Consider the following 15,299-nt stretch of genomic DNA (forward strand, 5'->3'; position numbering starts at 1 on the left):
GCCTGCACGCTTATTTGCCGCTGGTGCGTCGCTGCAGCTGATCGCGCAGGTTCGGCGGCGTGCCCTTAATGGTTAAGGTATCGGTGGCCGGATCCCAGAAGATGCGCTCACCCAGCAGCGCGGCGTCGAAATTTAGCGTCAAACCGCCGCCGCTGCCGGAGAATTTGGTCAGCTGGCGCAGCGTGCTGCGATCCGCCGGAAAGTGCTCCTCCAGCTCATAGCCCTGCTCCTGCGTAAAGGCCTGAAAGGATTTCTCGCCGAGCGGCGGCAGCTCCTTCGACAGATCTTCCAGCGCGATCTCCTCGCCCGCCTGCAGCTGCTCGTTGCAATAGCTGTAAACCTGCTGGCGATAGCTCTGTCGTTCGTTCTTATCAAGCGCCGACTCCGCACAGTAGTCATCCACCGCCTGCAGCAGGCCGCGGTTTTGCGCTTTAGTATCAAGACCGACGCTGGCGCCGAGGAAGTCCATAAAGAAATCGGCGACTTTGCGCCCTACGCGGCCGCGCAGAAAAGTCAGATAGCGGGTGGAGTCCGGCGTCAGTTCCCACTCGGTTAAGTCGATGCGCGCCACGATATCGGCATGGTTGATGTCAAGATAGTGGGTGCTGCTGATGTCGAGCTGCTCATTGACGCGCATGCTGCTCTGGCTATTGAGCACCGCCACCAGCAGATATTCCACCGCCAGATAGCGATAGTGCACAAACAGCACCACGCCACCTTCGGCGAAAGGATATTTTGCCAGCTCGTCGCGCAGACGGCCGGTCGCCGCGCGGCTGAACGCCAGGAAGTCATCATTGCCCTTCCGGCAGTTGCGCAGCGCTTCGGCCAGTTCGCTATCTTCGTTAAACAGACCGTAGGCTTTATTTTTGGCGCTGTAGACGCGGTGCAGCTCCTCTACCATCGCTTCCACGGTGGCGTTGGCGGGCAGCAGCGTATCGCGCAGCACCAGCTCAAGCTGATTCTCGTCGCGCTTGATAAGCTGATGCAGGGCAATCTGGTCGATATCCAGACTCATGGTAGACTCTCCTTTTGGTTCAGGCGCGTATTCAAACACCGCCCGCACCGGCTTTCAACTCCATGCGATAGCCGAACGATGCGCTTTCGATAAAATTGCGGCAAAAACCCTGTTGTTACGGTACTATATCGCCTTTTGAAACGAGATTAGTCGACGATATGCCACAATCATCCCGTTACAGCGACGAACGCGTGGAAAAACTCCTCGCGCAACTGGCCCAGGTGCTGCAGAAAGACAATGCGCCGACCGACCTTTCCCTGATGGTGCTGGGGAATATGGTGACCAACGTGATCAACAGCGACGTTGCGCCGGCGCAGCGCCGTTCACTGGCACGATCTTTCGCGGAAGCCCTGCAGGCCTCCGTACGTGACGACAACGCCCATTAATCGCTGATTTGACCGCATAATATGGTAACCAACCGGCAGCGCTACCGCGAAAAAGTGTCCCAGATGATCAGTTGGGGGCACTGGTTTGCTCTGTTTAATATTTTATTCGCGTTGATTTTAGGCAGCCGCTATCTGGCGGTCGCCGACTGGCCCGCTTCGCTCGTTGGACGCGTTTACGCTTTCAGCAGCTGGATCGGCCACTTCAGCTTTATTGTTTTCGCCGTCTACCTGCTGGCGATATTTCCCCTGACCTTTGTCGTGATGTCGCAGCGGCTGCTGCGCGTCCTGTCGGCGATTATCGCTACCGTCGGGCTGACGCTGATTATGGTCGACAGCGCGGTGTTCAACCGCTTCCATCTGCACCTTAATCCGGTGGTGTGGGAGCTGGTGATCAACCCGGACCAGAGCGAGATGGCGCGCGACTGGCAGCTGATGTTTATCAGCGTGCCGCTGATTTTCCTGGTGGAGATGCTGTTCGCCACCTGGAGCTGGCAGAAGCTGCGCAGCCTGAACCGGCGCTCGTTCGGCAAGCCGCTGGCGGCGCTGTTTATCAGTGCGTTTTTCGCCAGCCACCTGCTCTATATCTGGGCCGATGCCAATTTCTATCGTCCGATTACCATGCAGCGCGCTAACCTGCCGCTCTCCTATCCGATGACCGCCCGACGCTTTCTTGAGCGCCACGGTTTACTGGACGCGCAGGCTTATCAGCAGCGCCTGATTCAGCAGGGCGATCCGGAAGCGGTTTCGGTACAGTACCCGCTTAGCGATATCACCTTCCGCGATGGCGGCACGCGCAATAACCTGCTGGTCATCACCGTGAAAACGCTGAACGGCGGCGATATGGCAAAAACGCTGCCGCAGCTTAATCAGTTCGCCAGCGATAATGTGCGTTTTACCCAGCACTACAGCGCAGGCGATATTCCGGAAAAAGGGCTGTTTGGCCTGTTCTACGGCATTTCTGCCAGCTATATGGACGGCGTGCTGGCGGCGCGCATGCCGTCGGCGCTGCTTGGCGCATTAAGTTCGCAGGGCTACCAGTTTGGGCTTTTCTCATCGGAGGGCTTTAACCAGCCGCTCTATCGCCAGGCGCTGCTGACGGACTATACGCTGCCGAATACCGACAGCCAGCCCAACGCCAGCACGGTCACCCAGTGGCAAAACTGGCTGAACGGGCAGAAAGGCGACGGCAACCCCTGGTTCTCCTGGCTTGCGCTGGACGGCGTCGATCTGAGCGGCACGCCGGCGAAAATGCGTCAACGCAGCTACTTGCGTCAGGCTGCGACGATTGATGAGCAAATTCATAACGTGCTCACCACGCTGCAACAGCGCGATCTGCTGAAAAAGACCGTGGTGGTGATTACTGCGCAACAAGGCGTGGCGCTGGACGGCAACGCCGGTAACGTAGGCAATCGTGCGAACCTGCAGGTTCCGCTGGTGATTCACTGGCCGGATACGCCTGCGCAGACCATCGATCGTCTGACCGACCATCAGGATGTGATGGCGACGCTGATGCAGCGCCTGCTGCATGTGCGCACCAGCCCGGTGAATTATTCGCAAGGGGAAGATCTCTTTGCCGCGCAGCGCCGCCACGACTGGGTCGCCAGCAGCGAAGATAACCGTCTGGTGGTGACCACGCCTCAGGTGACGCTGGTGCTCAACAATAATGGCAGCTATCGCGCCTACGATGCGCAGGGCAATCTCCTGAAAGATCACCGGCCAGAGCTGGCGTTATTGCTGCAGGTGCTGACGGAAGAGAAGCGCTTTATCGCTAACTGATTATTTATGAGGCAGTTAGACGCCAGCTGCTTGCATTCCGGCGAAGAAACAGTAGACTAAGCCCCACTGTTCGGCACGTAGCGCAGCCTGGTAGCGCACTGTCATGGGGTGTCAGGGGTCGGAGGTTCAAATCCTCTCGTGCCGACCAAAATTCCCAACTAAAGCAGCCTGTTAAGGCTGCTTTTTTTATGCCTGAATCTTACGATGGCAAACCTCGTGCTGAAGAAATGAAGCGTTGATGACTATACAGGCTCGTCATCCCGTCAAACGCGCATAATGATGTCACTTACGTTTCCGGTACACCGGCCTCAGCGGACGCCTTGCCCGCGATTTTTATCCGCTGTCTGTAATGACAAAACCGCCGCCCGTCCGGGTTATCAACCTGCTCTCTTTTAACCTGCTCAGTACCTCTTCGCCGCGTTCTGTGAACGGTGTGCTTCGAACTTACGTGCCGTGACGAGTGCTTCATCGAAGGATGGGTATAAAAACAGCCAGAGCACGGGAGACTTTATCAGGTTACGTTCATTCTCAAATGAGAAGAAATACGTTCACGTCTTCTGTTTACTAAAGAGAGAATTTTCTTAATATAGAAAACGGTTCGTTGGCCGCCCCTTCTGAAGAATTGTATTCCGTTAATCCTGTGGCCGGTTCCTCCTCAAACAAGAAAAGCGTCGAGGGTAACGTATGGATACAGTTGAAGAGCTTAACGGAGCATATTTCTATGCAGGGCGATCCAACCTTACCGCCTCTGAGCTTTTTTTCATGGTTTTTGTAATGAATACTGCGAATCATTTCGGCATTCAGGATATTGCCGCTGTGGTTGCCCTCTATAGTGGGGTGAATAATCAGAAAACCAGGGCGAAACCTGCTGGAGCGAAACAAGGCACATCACGAGCATCTCAGTCCATGAGAGGGCTGTTTAAAACAGCAAAATTTCCTTTTGGGATCAAATTACCAACGTGGGTCGGAGGTTACACCCCATGGACAGCAGAACGCAGAATGGTTGCTAAAATCAGTACCTTCGTCGGTCGAACTATCCCTCTTATAGGTGAAGTTATTTTAATTACCGATGTCTCTCGTATCACCTACTGTTCTGTACGGGATTACAATGCCATAGCACGAGGTAAGGATAAATTATGGTAGATGATATTGAGCAGCGTATTTACCACTTAGTCAGGCGCTACAACGGCGTTTATTTATTTAATAACGAGAAAAAACAAAGGAAGCTAAATCCGAAGACCGATTTAGATACAGATATGCAGTTAGATGTAAGTGAAGCCGAAGATCTTATGGACGAATTTTTTACAACTTTCAACATTGACAAGGGCAACTTTAAAATAGAGACCTATTATCCTGACGTGCCTGTTTCATGGAACCCCTTTAAAAAAGTCCCGCCGATACCCGTCCCAGATTTCACCATCGGTATGCTAATTGAATCAGCGAAGGCTGGTCGCTGGTTATACGATTAAACACAAGTAAGGAGCGTTAAAATGGCCGTACCTGTTCACTTATTTTTGACCGATGACGGCGGTTCAGTTATCCAGGGGGCATCCGATGTGCTGGATCGTGAAGGAAGTATAGAGCTACGAGGCTTTCACCATAGCTTAACTCTTCCTACAGACCCGATGACAGGGAAAGTAACGGGAACACGCCAGCACTCGCCTTTCCAGTTTACTAAAGAAATTGATAGCGCCTCTCCGTATCTTTTCAAGGCTGCAGCAACGGGCCAGACACTTCGCTCAGCTGAGTTTCGTTTTTATCATATCGATTACGCTGGGCAAGAGGTGGAGTATTACCGAATCACGCTTGAAAAGGTCAAAGTGATTTCGCTCAGCCCCATGATGCACGACACCCGTGATTGTCCGGGCACAGGTCATATGGAGGAAGTCGCGCTGAACTACGAAAAAATAACCCATCTGTATAAGGACGGTAATCTGCTGGCTCATGATTCATGGAATGAGCGACCTACCACCTGAGCCGACATGCCGTGATGGTATCGCAAACGTAATTATTAACCATTCCCACCCTTCGATGCAGATAAACCAGACGCGGCTTGTTCCCTCAGTTAGCTCCAACACGCCAACTGCCATGATCTGAAGCGGCCTGCTTTTCATTAAGCAAAGAAGGCGATTACATTTTTGCTACTGGCGCAGTTATTGTCCGGTTAATTCTGATGTCACTTTTACGTCAAAAGAAAGACATGATCTGCAACCCGCCTTGTACTCTTTGCTGCCCCCCTTTTGTTACTGCCGTGCCGGGCCTGAACCGCTCCCTTCCACCATCGGGTCAGAAACATGGTCTATACTCTCTTTTGTGTGTGGGTAACAAGAGGAGAGTTTATGCATTACATTGAAAAAGACGATCCAAACAACGCGCCGGAGTCAGGCGATAAACGTCCTGAACCGGATAAAAAGCAGTAACCCACTAAGGCCGCCATGTGCGGCCTTTTTAATGGCTGCGCTCTATGAAAATGAACAGAGTAACTGCCAGGAGAGTAAAAGATTTGTAGGCCCTTCAGCTGCTTACTCTGTGCAATCATCCCTGACCGGTCTCACAAAAATTGCAAGCCGTCGCGCTTTTTAACCCTAATGAAACAAAACTGTCATAAAAAGTGATTAATCTAAAGATCTCTGAATTTCGGATGGATATCACAATGGTTATCAAAGCGAAGAGCCTGCAGGATGCAGAAGAACTGCTTCATTCAGGCGTCAGTAAAGTGGAACTGGCTTACAATATCGGCAGCGACGATTTTTTTCGGCTGGCCTCTCGCTGGTGCGATCGCGGCGCGCGCATCACCAAGGGTCACAACCATTTCGTGGTTTCCGTGAAGGGCTTTGCCATTCCGCCTAACGACTAAGCGGTTGCCGCGTCCATGGTGGGCTGCTTTAATGCCCTTTTGCGCGCTGCCGTGGAACCTCATGAATCTTCAAATGATTTCCCTGCCGCCCCCCGAAGGCGGCTTTATTTATACCTCCCATATGCACCGTGGCGATCACGTGCTGGCGCAGGCGCGCTTCGATCTAAACCTCTATGACGACGACCTCAGCGTGCGCTGGAACCTGCCTCTCCCTTCCGCTTTGCGCCGGGCGGTGAAAAAACGTCGTGCCGAGTACCTTGCCAGCCGCTGGCTGACGCGCGAAGTGATGCGCGGCTTTGGCATCTCTGATTTTCTGCTGCGGAACCACAGCGATCGCTCCCCTGTCTGGCCGCCGGGTATTCAGGCATCGCTGTCGCACACCGACGGCGCGGTGGCGCTGGCCGTTACGCAGCAGCCGTGCTGTGTTGGCGTCGATATCGAAATGACAATGAGCCAGCGCACCGCCGAAGAAACCGCTGCTGTACTGATGAGCGATGAAGAGAACGCACGACTGCGTGTGCTGCCGCTGCCCTTTCCACAGGCCGCGACGCTGCTCTTTTCGCTGAAAGAGAGCCTGTACAAAGCGCTGTGGCCGCAGCTGCACCAGCCGATGGATTTTCATCAGGCGAGCCTGCAGGAGGTCGATTTAACAACGGGCAAGGCGGTAATCAGTCTGAATGACTCTTTTAGCCGGGCTTTCGCCGCGGGTACGCGGCTGGAAGCGGAATTTCAGCTGGAGGCGGATCGGGTGCTGACGCTGTTGGTCCATCCGCTTACGGGCAATAAAAAACCGGCTTAGCAAGAGAGGCTAAGCCGGTATAAACACAAGACGACAGAAAATATTCCAGGGAGGCAAAAACGGCTGTTTTTGCTGAGGCACAGCTTAACGCCAGCGCCAGCAACCCCGCCACTAACCCTTTACGCTAAGCTTTCTCATTTTGCGGATAAGACAGATCGGTGCGCTGTACCGCATCCAGCGTCGCCATTTCACGCTCGCGTCCGGTCAGCTCGCTGAGTTTGCCTTCGCGCATTTCAAGCAGCCGGTCGGCATGGATAAAATAGTGGTCGTCGTGGCTGATAGCGAACACGGTTTTGCCTGACGCCTGCAGCCAGGGCAGCAGCTCGCGATAGAAGACACGGCGGAAATGGGGGTCCTGATCCGCCGCCCATTCGTCCAGCAGCAGCACGTCGCGCTCCTCAGCCGCCGCCAGCAGCAGCGCCACTCGCTTACTCTGCCCTTTCGACAGCTGCAGGTTGAGTATTTTGTTGCCTTCGATTTTCAGCTTGTCCTGCATTTTCAGACGCTCAAGCCAGGCCTGTACCAGTTTAGGGTTAGCGGGCACGCCCTCCCGGCCAATCAGCCTGTCGAACAGGTGCACATCGGTAAACACGGCGGAGAAATGCTTGCGCCAGTGGTCAAGCGCTTCCGCGCCGATCGGCTTGCCATCCAGCAGCAGCGTGCCGGCGTGCGGCTGGTAGAGGCCCGTCAGCAGCATCGCCAGCGTCGACTTGCCGCTGCCGTTGCCGCCAATCAGAAACACCAGCTCGCCGCGCCGCAGCGTCAGGTTGATTGGCCCGACTTCAAAGCCGTTTTTCCCGTAGTGGAACCTGACGTCGCGCAGTTCCAGCGTGCGCCACTCCGCCAGCGGCGGCAGCGTATGGAAGCCCTCCTGGTAAGGTGCAAGGTCAAAGGCATTAAGCTTGCGAAACGCCACCTGCGCGCTGAGCAGCGTCGGCAGCGCGCCAACCGCCGACAGCAATGGCGTGCGCAGGAACAGCAGCGTCAGTGAGAAGGTTGCCGCCACCGCGGTGTTCGCCCAGCCAAGACTGTTCGCCATAAAAAACACCATGCCGATGGCGCCGAGCGTCATGATGTTTGACCAGTTCACCGCGCTGAGATGGTAGGTGTCGGCGCGCACAATATGGTGACGATAAGCTTTCGCGTCCTCCTGATAAACGGTCTCGTAGATCAGCTGGGCGCGCTCGCGGTTAAGATGCAGCTCTTTGCGCCCTTCCGTCACCGTCTGGAAATCACGGTAGAGATCATCTTCAACCTCGCGCAGTTTCGCCATATGGCGATAAACGCGCGACACCAGCAGCCAGCCGCCCACCAGTGTGATCGCCATCCACAGGCTGGAGACCATCAGCATTTTCGGCGACAGCCAGGCGAGATAGAGAGCGGAGCCCAGCGTAATGATGATGCCCTGAATCAGCTCCGGCAGACGGACAAAGGCGATCGTAATCGCGCGAATATCGCTGGTCAGCCCGGCCAGCAGCTGCGCGTTGCCGATCTGCTCCAGCCGTTCGACGCGGGTATCAAGAATGCGCTTAATAAATTCGCCGCGCAGCCGCCAGACAAACTGGTGCCCCAGCAGCGTCAGCGCCAGCTGCGCGGCGAGCGTCACCGCCATCAGCAACACCAGCTGCAGCAAAAAGCCAGGCAGCACGGAGAAAGAGGTATTGATGGCCGAGATCATTTCGCTGTTGATATAGGCGATCATGGCGATGCCGAGCACGGCGCTGAGCAGCGTCAGCAGGATGACACCGATAAAAGGCCAGCGAAACTGGCGAAAAACAACCTTGAGCAACGCCATAAATAAGTCCAGCAGTCAGGAAAGCAGCCAGCAGTTTAAAGCGATGCGGAATGATAGCAATAGTTATTCGCAACAACGCCGCGCTCAGAAGGCGCGGCGGAAGGTCAGGTTGTAGCGGAACGCGCCAGCAAGCGGATGGTCGCCAGGCTTGAGCGGTAAAATACCGTGATAACGCAGGCGCGACGGCCCACCCCATACCACCACGTCGCCATGCTCCAGCAGCACGCGCTGGGTGGCGTCGCCGCGCGCGAAACCGCCGAACTGAAACACCGCCGGTAGTCCCAGCGAAACCGATACGATCGGCTGATGCAGATCCTTCTCATCTTTGTCCTGATGCAGCGACAGCTTTGCGCCAGGCTCGTAGCGGTTTATCAGGCAGGCGTCGGGATTAAAGTGCGGAAATCCCGCCTCGCGCGCGCAGTCGAGCGCCAGCTGACGAAACAGCGGCGGCATTGGCGGCCACTTGCGGCCACTCTCGCGGTCCTGTTCGGTGTACTGATAGCCGCGCGAGTCGCTCGACCAGCCGAAATCGCCGCAGTTAGTCATCGCCACCGACATGCGGTGGCCGCCTGGCGTGATGCGATGATAAAACGGGTTCTGCTGCGCTACCGCCAGGATCGCCGCCATTAGGGCTGGCGCTTCTTCACGCGCGCGACGTCGCAGGATCACCGCGCCGTCAGCCAGCGGCTCCTGCCACGGCGCTTCTTCGCTAAACAGGTCAAGCATTATTCCCCCTTGCGCTTTTATTCGCTGTCGATCACAAAGGCAGCAAACTGCGGCGACATCCAGCTGACGAATTTATCGCCCTCTTTACTGATCAGGTAGACCGCCAGATGCTGCTGCAGCGCCAGCGCTTTCGCCTTCTCGCTGCCCAGCACCATCAGTCCGGTATCCCAGCCGTCCGCCTCCAGCGCCGTCGTCGCGATAACCGTGGCAGAGACCAGCTTATGCTCGATGGGACGGCCAGTCGCCGGATCGATGACGTGCGAAATGCGTTTGCCATCCAGTTCATAATAGTTGCGATAGCTGCCGGATGTGCTGATGCCGTGTCCCTGCAAATCGACGCGCGCCTGTACGGCGTTCTCGCTGTCGGTGGGCTTCTGAATTGCCACGCGCCAGCTCTGTCCCTGAGCATTCTGGCCGCGGCTCAATACCGCCCCGCCTACCGAAACCAGATAATTATTGATCCCTTCGCGCTCCATCAGCCGCGCCAGGTGATCGGTCGCGTAGCCTTCGCCCATCGTAGAGAGATCGACATAGAGTCCGGGCAGATCTTTCTGCAGCCACTGCCCTTCTACCGACTCGATCACGCGCAGATGCTGCAAGCCAGTTAGCGCTTTCGCTGCGGCGATTTCAGCCTCCGTTGGGGTGTGCGCAGGCTGTTTTGCCGGACCGAAGCCCCAGAGATTGACCAGCGGCCCCACGGTAATATCCATCGCGCCGCCGGTTTTCGCGCCGATACGCAGCGCCTCAGTCACGATATCCGCCATGTCGGCGCTGACCGGCTGTGGCGCGCTCCCCTGATAGCGGTTAAAGCGCGACAGCACTGAATCAGGTTTCCAGGTTGAAAGCGCCTGGTCGTCCGCGTCAAGCTGCTGCTGGATCGCCTGCTGCAATCCCGCTTTGCGAGCGGCGTCAACGCCCGCCAGCGATACACGCCACACCGTCCCCATGGTTTTGCCTTCCAGCACCATCGCCTGCTGCGGCGTCGCCTTATCACAGGCGCTCAGGGCGCAGATCACCGCTGTCATTAGCAGAATATTCCAGTATCGCATTCTTCTCTCATCTGTAACGCTATATTCCAGCCCGAAACAAAGCATAACTAGTCAGTAAAGTAACCAAAAGCGGCTTGTAAACCCGCGCAGCCTGGCACACCCTGTGGTGCTGTCCCGGCTGATAACAGGAGGCTCCTATGATCTATCTGATTCTCGCCATCGCTGGCGGCGTATTTATTTTCAGCATCATCAAGCTGCTTCAACAGCGGCGTCAAAAACGGCTCGCATGGGGCGCGGCGCGCCAGCGTTGAGCAGAGCTGCACCAAAATGCTGCGGCAGTGTAGCAAAGTATGCGGGTAATCCGTGGCTGTGAGAGCGATCGAGCTGGCATGAATGCTGCACTGTTTAGACCGGGTTTATTTCCGGGAGGTGCAGCATGCGTAAATCATCGTCAACGTTCAGCCAGTGGCAACAGTGGCTGAGTTTTTCCGCGTTTACTCTGGCAGGAACAGGATTTGAAGGCAGCGTGCCGCCGCAGCCTGAGAAAAAACAGGCGGCAAGGCGCAGGCGCACACCGCAGTCGTAATTACATGCCCAGCTCGCTAAGCCCCGGATGGTTGTCCGGGCGCCTGCCGAGCGGCCAGTGGAAACGGCGTTCGCTGGCCGTAATCGGCAGATCGTTAATGCAGGCGAAACGCTCGATCATCAGGCCATCCGCGCCGAAGCGCCAGTTTTCATTGCCGTAGCTGCGAAACCAGTTGCCGCTGTCGTCATGCCATTCATAGGCAAAGCGTACCGCCAGCCGATCCTCATGCCACGCCCACAGCTCTTTGATCAGACGGTAATCGAGCTCTTTGGCCCACTTGCGGCTGAGAAACGCCACCACCGCGTCGCGCCCCTGCACATTTTCGCTGCGATTGCGCCAGCGCGTCTCCAGGCTGTAAACCTGTGATACCCGCTGTGGATCGCGGCTGTTCCAGGCATCTTCCGCCATACGTACTTTTTGTATTGCACTCTGTTCGCTAAACGGAGGAAGCAGCATTGTCATCTCCTGTGGTTAAAGTCAGTCGGTAGACAGGTTTGTCTACTTGCTTTACTCTGCTGCATGTAGACAATTCTGTCTACCAAAAAACGCAGGTCTGATTATGCTCGCTCCGCTCCTTTTCGATCCTGACGCCTCTGCCCGAGACCGTATTCTGACCACGGCGCAGCGGCTCTTTTATCAGCAAGGTATTCGCGCCACCGGCATCGACAAAGTGATTGCGGAGGCTGGCGTAACCAAAGTGACTTTCTATCGCCATTTCCCGGCGAAAAACCAGCTTATCGCTACGGTGCTGGATCTGCGTCATCAGCGCTGGATGCAGGGATTTCAGCAGGCGCTGGCGCAGATGCCGCTGTTGCAGCATGCCCTGCCCGCCGCGCTGAAAAGCTGGTTTGATGAAGAGGACTATCGCGGCTGCGCCTTTATTAACGCCAGCGCAGAGCTGGGTGATAGCCTGCCCGATATTAGCGAGCGGATTCGACGGCATAAGCGAGAAATGGCGGACGCCATTGCACGGCGGCTGGCGCCAGAAGAGCGATGCAAAACCGGACAGATCATGTTGCTGGCGGAAGGCGCGATTGTGCAGGTACAGCTGGGAGGAGAGGCGGAGGCGGTGACGGCGGATTTAGCGGCCGCGCTGGCGGCGATTCTGCAAACGGGAGCGTAGCCCGCAGGCTACGCTCCTGGCGGGTTTAGAACTGATAAACCAGACCCAGCGCGACGATATCGTCGGTATTGATACCGGCAGCGTCGGTGAAGGCGTTGTCGTCCAGCAGGTTGATCTGGTAATCAACGTAGGTTGACATGTTTTTGTTGAAGTAATAGGTCGCACCTACATCAACATATTTTTTCAGGTTCTGTTTGCCCCAGTTCTGCACGTCGGTGCCGCGTGAGGTAACGAACGCCAGAGACGGGCGCAGGCCGAAATCGAACTGATACTGTGCCACCAGCTCCCAGTTATCCGCTTTGTCGGCGAAACCGTACGCCGTGTCGCTCGTGGATCCGAAGCGCGTCGCATTGTAGGAACGGCTGTACATCGCCGCCAGGTAGATATTGTTGGCGTCATACTTCAGGCCGCCAGTGTAGACTTCCGCCTTGTCGCCGCGGCCCAGGATGCCTGGCGCTGCGCCGTTCTGGTTGTTGGTGCGGTCAGACTCAAACATCGCCGCGCCGATACCGAAGCCGGAGCCCAGATCGTAGGTGGTGCTCAGGCCCCAGCCGTCGCCGTTCTCGCCCAGCACGCTACGACCAGAGGTTTCGCGGCTCGGGTTGTCGTTTTTGCCCTGATACTGAACGGCGAAGTTCCAGCCGTCCACCAGACCAAAGAAGTTAGAGTTACGGTAGGTTGCCAGACCGTTGCTGCGCTGGAACATAAAGTTGTCCGCGCCGTAGGTGTCGCCGCCGAACTCCGGCAGGACGTCGGTCCAGGCACCGATATCGTAAGCTACGCCGTAGTTACGGCCGTAGTCGAATGAGCCCGCATCGCCGAACTTGATACCGGCGAAGCCAACGCGGGTATAGCTGTCAGCGGTGCCTTCACTTTCCGCCGTGTTCAGCGCCGCCTGATACTCCCACTGGCCGTAGCCGGTCAGCTCGTTGGAGATCTGGGTTTCGCCTTTAAAACCGAAGCGCAGGTAAGACTGATCGCCGTCATTACCGTCGTTATCTGAGAAATAGTGCAGACCGTCGACTTTACCAAACAGGTCTAATTTGTTGCCGTCTTTGTTGTAAATTTCCGCTGCGCTTGCAGAACCTGCTGCAACCAGCAGCGCAGGGATCATCAGGGAGAGAACGCGACGTTTCATTTTATTACCCTCTGTTATGTGCCTTATTTTTGCCACTGCGAGCTGAATGCTTAAAAATTCAGCCGGCACGCCATTGTTATTTTATAAAGGGCAATAAGCTATCACGAAAATGCTACGAAATTTCCAAAACTGTTTCATAATTCGAAATAGTTATTTCCAAATGTAAATTTTGCGGAACTAATAACCAGCACGCATCGATAAAAATTATCGCACAAAATATCAAATGGATTTTTTATCCTTAAATTTCATGTTATTAGAATCACTAATTTCTGAGCACTGAATGATAAAACATATGCGTCATCTGTGAATACAATAGATCCCGCTATCATCATTTATTTCATTATTACCTTCATTCACCCCGAATGAGATGTTTACCCTATTTCCCGCCGGGCCTGTATGCCCGGCATTTTTTTGCCCTGCATTTCCTGTTATCCCGCCTCGTAAGTTAAGTCAGTAACTTCGTTTAAAATTGCTCCACTTCCCTTGAGCATTTATTGCTAATAATCGCACATCCAGTTAATTGTGTTCTTTAATATTCTCGCCAATGATTTATCACGGTAATAAAGCGTTGAGTTTCCTGTTGCCCCTGGGCTTATTTCTCTTCAGCGCTGCGTTCGTCGTGATATATTTCACCGGAAAAGGTGTAGCCTTTCAGTGCGTTGTTTATAACCCGAACGGCCGACGCACCTGTTGCGCCAGGCTGACCCAGACGGCTTTTTAAAAGCGTTAAGAGGGCTATTTTCAATGGAGAAAACTGGCTTTAGCGTCGCTGCTTTTCCACAAGCGAGCCAGGAAAGTTCTGGAAAAGCGTGGAGGCGGGGTAAAAGTCATTAAAATGCCGGTTTTTACATGGAATTATCGTTACTCTGCCTTTACCGGCAACGCGTGCGGCAATGGCTTTAATGCTACACTTCGTCGCTTTAACACTCACGAAAATGACTATGACCGCACTGGACGCCGCATCACCCAGGAAACTTCACAACCGTGTCAGTCTGGGGACACGCCTCGTTTTTCTTATCGCCGGTCTCGGCATGTCCTCCTGGGCGCCTCTGGTGCCGTTCGCCAGCCAGCGTCTGGCGCTGAGCGGCGCTTCGCTGGGCGCGCTTCTACTTTGTCTGGGCATCGGTTCGCTGGCGGCAATGCCGGTAACCGGCTCGCTGGTCGGCCGTTTCGGCTGCCGTCGGGTCATGCTCTGTTCTACGCTGGTGATCCTGGCAACGCTTCCACTGCTGGCGACGCTGAACGTCATGTGGATGATGGCCGTGACGCTGATGATCTTCGGCGCCGGGCTGGGCATGCTGGACGTCGCCATGAACGTGCAGGCGGTCGAGGTAGAGAAAGCGGCGCGCAGGCCGATGATGTCTGGTTTCCACGGCTTCTTTAGTCTCGGCGGCATTCTGGGTGCAGGCGCGATCAGCCTGCTGCTCGGCGTCGGCCTGTCGCCGCTGGCATCGGTCATGCTGGTGATGCTTCTGATGCTGCTACTGCTGGCAACGAGCCTGCCGACGCTGATGAGCGAGCGCCTGCACCAGCCCGATCAGCCGTGGCTGGTGGTCCCGCGCGGCTTCGTCGCTTTTCTTGGCCTGCTCTGCTTTATTCTGTTTCTTGCCGAAGGCGCCGTACTCGACTGGGGCGCGCTGCTGCTGCTGCAAAGCCCGGAAATGTCAACCGCGCACGCGGGCCTGGGCTATGCGCTCTTCTCGGTGGCGATGACCATTGGCCGTCTGACCGGCGACAGAATCATCCACCGTTTTGGCCGTTTTCTCGTTATGCTGACAGGCGCGCTGACGGCGGCGGCCGGTCTGGCGCTGGCGGTATATCTGCCCTGGCCGCAGATGGCCCTGCTCGCGTTTCTGCTGGTGGGCTTTGGTTTATCCAATACGGTGCCGATGTTATTTAATGCCGTCGGGAATCAAAAGGATATGCCCTCAAATCTGGGGATTTCCGCCATGACAACGCTGGGATATGCGGGTATTCTCTCAGGTCCGGCCTTAATCGGATTTATTTCTCAATGGCTGAGCCTCAGCGGTGCCTTTCTGCTCATCGCGCTGCTGCTGCTGGCTGTGGCCGCCAGTGCCCGACTGGTTGCGCGATGATTTCAGGTGCCTG

16 protein-coding genes and 1 tRNA gene are annotated in these 15,299 nt (G+C 55.7%); 11 read left to right on the forward strand and 6 right to left on the reverse strand.

The genetic code is table 11. The features are described from left to right. Nucleotides 1–10: 10 nt before the first annotated feature. A complete protein-coding gene (gene yejK / locus EKL29_RS13975) occupies nucleotides 11–1,015 on the reverse strand; it encodes a nucleoid-associated protein YejK (protein ID WP_126689996.1) in 1,005 nt (334 codons plus the stop codon). Between the two features lie 158 nt (nucleotides 1,016–1,173). Between yejK and EKL29_RS13980 the strand changes: the two genes are divergently transcribed. From EKL29_RS13980 to EKL29_RS14015, 8 genes are all read left to right on the forward strand, one after another. After that, on the forward strand, nucleotides 1,174–1,401 hold the full coding sequence (locus EKL29_RS13980) for a YejL family protein (RefSeq protein ID WP_033750387.1): 228 nt from the start codon (nucleotides 1,174–1,176) through the stop codon (nucleotides 1,399–1,401). Between the two features lie 21 nt (nucleotides 1,402–1,422). Next, entirely contained in the window at nucleotides 1,423–3,177 is a 1,755-nt protein-coding gene (gene yejM / locus EKL29_RS13985; RefSeq protein ID WP_120453141.1) for an LPS biosynthesis-modulating metalloenzyme YejM, read from the forward strand. A 71-nt stretch (nucleotides 3,178–3,248) separates the two neighbouring features. Continuing rightward, nucleotides 3,249–3,325: transfer RNA gene (locus EKL29_RS13990), tRNA-Pro, on the forward strand. Nucleotides 3,326–3,861: 536 nt separating this feature from the next. Continuing rightward, complete coding sequence (locus tag EKL29_RS13995; RefSeq protein ID WP_120453139.1) at nucleotides 3,862–4,320, forward strand: STM2901 family protein; 459 nt, start codon at nucleotides 3,862–3,864, stop codon at nucleotides 4,318–4,320. Next, the gene (locus EKL29_RS14000; RefSeq protein ID WP_120453137.1) at nucleotides 4,314–4,646 is read left to right on the forward strand and encodes a DUF1493 family protein; all 333 of its coding nucleotides are present in this window, start codon (nucleotides 4,314–4,316) and stop codon (nucleotides 4,644–4,646) included. The genes EKL29_RS13995 and EKL29_RS14000 overlap by 7 nt, the downstream gene beginning before the upstream one ends. Before the next feature lie 21 nt (nucleotides 4,647–4,667). After that, nucleotides 4,668–5,153, forward strand: coding sequence for a type VI secretion system tube protein TssD (locus EKL29_RS14005; RefSeq protein WP_126689997.1), 486 nt, complete (start codon nucleotides 4,668–4,670; stop codon nucleotides 5,151–5,153). A gap of 677 nt (nucleotides 5,154–5,830) precedes the next feature. Then, a complete protein-coding gene (locus tag EKL29_RS14010; protein ID WP_120453133.1) occupies nucleotides 5,831–6,034 on the forward strand; it encodes a hypothetical protein in 204 nt (67 codons plus the stop codon). A 61-nt stretch (nucleotides 6,035–6,095) separates the two neighbouring features. Beyond that, complete coding sequence (locus EKL29_RS14015) at nucleotides 6,096–6,833, forward strand: 4'-phosphopantetheinyl transferase superfamily protein (RefSeq protein ID WP_311779028.1); 738 nt, start codon at nucleotides 6,096–6,098, stop codon at nucleotides 6,831–6,833. 124 nt (nucleotides 6,834–6,957) lie between these two features. Here EKL29_RS14015 and EKL29_RS14020 read toward each other — a convergent pair whose 3' ends face one another. The 3 genes from EKL29_RS14020 to apbE all read right to left on the reverse strand — a co-directional run bounded on the left by EKL29_RS14020 (nucleotide 6,958) and on the right by apbE (nucleotide 10,403). Beyond that, entirely contained in the window at nucleotides 6,958–8,628 is a 1,671-nt protein-coding gene (locus EKL29_RS14020; protein ID WP_120453129.1) for a multidrug ABC transporter permease/ATP-binding protein, read from the reverse strand. A gap of 84 nt (nucleotides 8,629–8,712) precedes the next feature. Continuing rightward, on the reverse strand, nucleotides 8,713–9,354 hold the full coding sequence (alkB, locus tag EKL29_RS14025; protein ID WP_120453127.1) for a DNA oxidative demethylase AlkB: 642 nt from the start codon (nucleotides 9,352–9,354) through the stop codon (nucleotides 8,713–8,715). 17 nt (nucleotides 9,355–9,371) lie between these two features. Continuing rightward, complete coding sequence (apbE, locus tag EKL29_RS14030; RefSeq protein WP_126689999.1) at nucleotides 9,372–10,403, reverse strand: FAD:protein FMN transferase ApbE; 1,032 nt, start codon at nucleotides 10,401–10,403, stop codon at nucleotides 9,372–9,374. 376 nt (nucleotides 10,404–10,779) lie between these two features. Between apbE and EKL29_RS23325 the strand changes: the two genes are divergently transcribed. Beyond that, nucleotides 10,780–10,929, forward strand: a complete 150-nt coding sequence (locus tag EKL29_RS23325; protein ID WP_269950037.1) for a hypothetical protein — start codon at nucleotides 10,780–10,782, stop codon at nucleotides 10,927–10,929. On the opposite strand, the gene EKL29_RS14035 is transcribed toward EKL29_RS23325, so the two are convergent. After that, the gene (locus EKL29_RS14035; RefSeq protein ID WP_205685216.1) at nucleotides 10,930–11,385 is read right to left on the reverse strand and encodes a nuclear transport factor 2 family protein; all 456 of its coding nucleotides are present in this window, start codon (nucleotides 11,383–11,385) and stop codon (nucleotides 10,930–10,932) included. Between the two features lie 103 nt (nucleotides 11,386–11,488). Between EKL29_RS14035 and EKL29_RS14040 the strand changes: the two genes are divergently transcribed. Next, the gene (locus EKL29_RS14040; protein ID WP_126690000.1) at nucleotides 11,489–12,052 is read left to right on the forward strand and encodes a TetR/AcrR family transcriptional regulator; all 564 of its coding nucleotides are present in this window, start codon (nucleotides 11,489–11,491) and stop codon (nucleotides 12,050–12,052) included. A 25-nt stretch (nucleotides 12,053–12,077) separates the two neighbouring features. Here the strand turns inward: EKL29_RS14040 and ompC are convergent, their stop codons facing one another. Next, complete coding sequence (ompC, locus tag EKL29_RS14045; protein WP_120453121.1) at nucleotides 12,078–13,190, reverse strand: porin OmpC; 1,113 nt, start codon at nucleotides 13,188–13,190, stop codon at nucleotides 12,078–12,080. 941 nt (nucleotides 13,191–14,131) lie between these two features. On the opposite strand from ompC, the gene EKL29_RS14050 reads away from it, so the two are divergent. Further along, complete coding sequence (locus EKL29_RS14050) at nucleotides 14,132–15,286, forward strand: MFS transporter (protein WP_126690001.1); 1,155 nt, start codon at nucleotides 14,132–14,134, stop codon at nucleotides 15,284–15,286. Nucleotides 15,287–15,299: the final 13 nt, after the last annotated feature.

The organism is Pantoea sp. YU22, assembly GCF_003970755.1.
GTDB classification, from domain to species: Bacteria; Pseudomonadota; Gammaproteobacteria; order Enterobacterales; family Enterobacteriaceae; genus Pantoea; species Pantoea piersonii.